A 3950-nucleotide genomic window follows, 5' to 3' on the forward strand; every position below is an offset into this window, starting at 1 on the left:
GGCAAATACCTATCAAGCATGATAAGGTGGTCAATCATCCAGATAATCCTTCTGATCAACTATTAATCAAGACTACAGGTCTCAGAGAGAAATTGGTGGGGCGAGGTTTGGTCGAAGTATTAAATTATAGCTTAGTTAGTCAGTCGGAAGTTGCCCTGAGTAATTATCTAGATAGTCAGCATTTGGAAGTAGCGAATCCAGTATCTAGTACTCATAAGTATTTCAGGGCAGATTTATTGCCTGGTATCTTGGTAAATCTAGCAGATATGGTTAGGCCTGATCTTGACAATCAAGCATTGGGTATTTTTGAGATTGGCAATGTTTTTATCAAAGAAGATGATGGGTTGAGTCAGAGAATGAGATTGGCTATCGGTATATCTGGACAAAATTCTCTGCTTAGGGCGAGGCAAGAACTAGAGAATTTGATGATAAATAGCAATCTTAATTTACAACCTACGTATCTTGAAGGATATTTGCCAAATAGGGTTATCAAATTGGTGGACAGTGAAGATAGTGATAAATTGATTGGTTGGCTGGGTCAGATTAATCAGGCAAGATTGGAGAATTTGGGTGTACGAGACCAGGAGGTTAGTGTATTGGAGCTTGATCTTGAAGAATATTATCAAAGCTTCAATCAAAATCAAATTTATGCTAGTCCATATCCTTATCAGCTAACCAAGCGTGATTTAACACTGCAAATCTATGGTCAGGATTTGGATTTTGCTACAATCAAGGATTGCTTAAAACAGTTAGATTTTGTTGTAGATGTGTCTTACCAGGGAGATTATTACCATCAAGACAGTCGTGCACTGACGTTGAGGCTATATTTGGACACTGGTTCACAACCTAACAAACAAGTTATCTCTGAACAAATTAGCACAATCGAAGTTTTGATTTGGGAAAAGTTTCGTGTTAAAATAGAATAGACAAGTGGAAACGATAAAAAAACATAAGAAGATTGGTTTATCCTTGCTAGCTGTAGGAGTATTTGTATTGTTGCTCAACACTGGATTGCAATTCTATCTGGAAGGTAAGTTTTTGCCTGGTGTTAGTCTAGGGGGACACAAGCTCGGAGGTGTCAGCTTAGCTGAAGCAAGAGAGATGCTTCAGGTTGATAACAATCAGATCAAATTGACCTTAAAGATCGGGGATAAACAATATCAGTTTGATACCGAAGAGCTTGGTGCAACATTAGACCTTGAAACCAGTCTGAATTTAGCTTATCAATACGGTAGGCATACTCAATTTGCTTTGCTCAATCTATCTAATATTCTGGTGGATCAAGATCGATCGGACTATAACTTTAGTTATTATTTTGATCAAGATAAATTCGATCAAGTCACCAACAAGATTATTGCTGAAAGTGCAGAGAAGCCCCAAAATGCCCAGATCGTGACCAATGAAGGACAGATTCAAATTACAGATGACAAGCCAGGTAAATTGGTTGATGTAGAGGATTTAAAGCATCAGATTATTGCTGCTTTAAATACTGATCAGCAAGATTTGGTAGTCGAAGTTGATCCAGTTGAGACAGATGCCAAGATTCAGTCAAAAGACTTGATTACTGTCAAAAACCGAATTATTGAACTGCTTGATGGAGAGGTTAGTATAGATGTTGGTAGTAATTATTTTACAGTTGATCCAGTGACCAAAGCAAGTTGGATCAATATTAACAATCCAGGTTTAGAAGACTATAATGCAGAGTTGGATAGTGTAGGGTATAGTTTGAATAGAGACCAGATAGCTAGTTGGGTAGCAGGGGTGGCAACACAGGTTGATTTGCCAGTTCAGGATAAGCAGATAACTGCTGCTGGAGGAGTTACTAATGTGATTGCCGAGGGTCAGAATGGTAAAAGTATTGATCAGGTTAAATTAACGGATAGTGTTTATGGTCAGTTGGAAAATAATCAAGACAGAGTAATAGCAAGTGCTAGCATGATCGAGGTGCCATTTCAGATAGTTTACAATCAAGTGGCTGGTATTAAATCTGGAACATTTATTGAAATAAGTTTGGATCAACAGCATCTTTGGGTTTATGAGAATGGTAATATGATTTATGATTCCCCAGTAACTAGTGGAGCTGCTGGAGCCGGATTCCCGACCAATCGAGGGTTATTCAGTATTTATTATAAGACTACCAATACCAGGCTGAGTGGGGCTCCATATGGTTGGGATTATGACGTACCTGTAGACTACTGGATGCCTTTTGATGGGGGGATTGGGCTTCATGATGCTGAGTGGCGAACACAATTTGGTGGACCTGATTATTATTATGGAGGTTCACATGGGTGTGTCAATTTACCAGATGATACGGCTGCCTTCATTTACAACTGGTCGAGTGTTGGGACACAGGTCTGGGTACGCTAGGGTCGGTTCTCAATATAGGGCTAGTCGGTATTTTGACCTTTGTCTTGATTAGTATTTTGGTGCGGTTTTATTTGGCTGAGCGATCACGCCTAGCTGGTGCTGAAGAAGTGTATCTGGATCTAGCTCTTGTCGATCAAATAATCAATGAGGCGTTGGTGGGTCTGGGTGACATTTACAATTTACAGTTTGTTGATCTTGGATCTGGCAATGGGCGAGTATTGATACATATCAAACGCAGTGGTCAGTTCATGAATCTTATGGGGGTCGAGAAGTTTTGGTTGTTGCGATTTATTGCTCGACTTAGGGGTCAGAAGAGTTTGGGTCAAGATTTAAGAGATTTAAGTATGCCCAAGGATTGGTTGGGTAATAATACTTTGTATTATGGATTTTTGCGACGTGCTTTAGCGCTGAAAGTATTATCGGGGCTTGCTAGGCAGTTGGAAGTGGGTACAATTGTTTTGTTGGTCACGCCAGAGAAAATTGATAGTCAGGATTTGGGGGGTGATTGGAGGGTCTTGAAGAATCGGGAGCTTGGAAGATGGTGGATGCTGAGGGTTGGCAAATTTTAGTTATCGATTAAGCCTTGTACCCTGATTGATGCATCTTATGATTCGCAGAATAAGCTTACTAATAGGGGAAGGCTATCATAGGATTTTTGTTCAAATTTCTCATGGAGACTCTCCAGTGCCTCGATAGTTAGTGGGAATGCATATGTTGCTAATCTTTTTCTGCCCTCAATTTGCACATAGGTCAAGAGTCTATTATTATGAGATTTTAGCCAACTCATAATAAGATCAATTACTGATTGTTCCCAAGCTTCTCCTTGTTTAAGTATGATATAGCTAGCCTGTTCAGGCATGTCTAGAGTATTAGCTGATAAGACATTCTGGATTTCATCCAAGATATTAGCTAACGTTTGTGAGTCGCCTTCCGGGGATTAAATATAGGTTTTATTGGGGCTAGGCTAGAATCAGCAAAAAAATATTTCTGGGCGAGTACGACGAACATCGGATTGGTTTTCAAAATGCTTAGGATTAATTTCGGAGGCTGAGTGATTCTTTGAGCTTGATATAACAAGTTTAGTTTATCATAGGGTATCATATATAATAAGTCTATGCAGAAAGTTCGAGATAAGCTGGTGATTGGGATTGACTATGGTAGTCGTCATTGTGGACTAGCAATCAAGCCAAAAGGTCAGGATGTCGTTGTGCCAGATAGGACGGTTGACACTCAAGATCTCAAGGATAGAATTGGTTTGCATAGTCCAGAGCTGATCGTTCTTGGTTTGCCAACGGGTGTTGACGGTCAGGAGACCGAGCAGACTAGAGAAGTGATAGGGTTTTATCAAAGATTAAAACAGGAATTACCCAGTGTCGATATAGTTTTTCAGGATGAGTTTGCTACAAGCATCGATGCCAAGAAATTGTTAACCAAACGAGAGCAGAAGCTTCCAATCTTAAAGCAAAAAGATCTATTACACAGCTATAGTGCTACCTTAATATTAAGGGATTATTTGATTAGCTTAAGGGAGCAGGGATTGGCTTGAATAAGGTAGCTCTCTATTCGGGAAGCTTCAATCCTAT

4 protein-coding genes are annotated in these 3950 nt (G+C 39.7%); all 4 read left to right on the forward strand.

Going from position 1 to position 3950, the window contains the following annotated elements:
• The coding region (locus KA531_04025; GenBank protein MBP6006035.1) for a hypothetical protein at nucleotides 1–926 on the forward strand (926 nt) is incomplete at its 5' end.
• 4 nt (nucleotides 927–930) lie between these two features.
• Nucleotides 931–2367 (forward strand): peptidoglycan binding domain-containing protein, encoded by a 1437-nt coding sequence (locus KA531_04030; protein MBP6006036.1) that lies wholly within the window; start codon nucleotides 931–933, stop codon nucleotides 2365–2367.
• A gap of 32 nt (nucleotides 2368–2399) precedes the next feature.
• A complete protein-coding gene (locus KA531_04035) occupies nucleotides 2400–2936 on the forward strand; it encodes a hypothetical protein (protein ID MBP6006037.1) in 537 nt (178 codons plus the stop codon).
• Between the two features lie 545 nt (nucleotides 2937–3481).
• Nucleotides 3482–3913, forward strand: coding sequence for a Holliday junction resolvase RuvX (gene ruvX / locus KA531_04040; GenBank protein MBP6006038.1), 432 nt, complete (start codon nucleotides 3482–3484; stop codon nucleotides 3911–3913).
• Nucleotides 3914–3950: the final 37 nt, after the last annotated feature.

Source organism: Candidatus Saccharibacteria bacterium, from assembly GCA_017983775.1.
In the GTDB taxonomy this organism is placed as follows: Bacteria; Patescibacteriota; Saccharimonadia; order JAGOAT01; family JAGOAT01; genus JAGOAT01.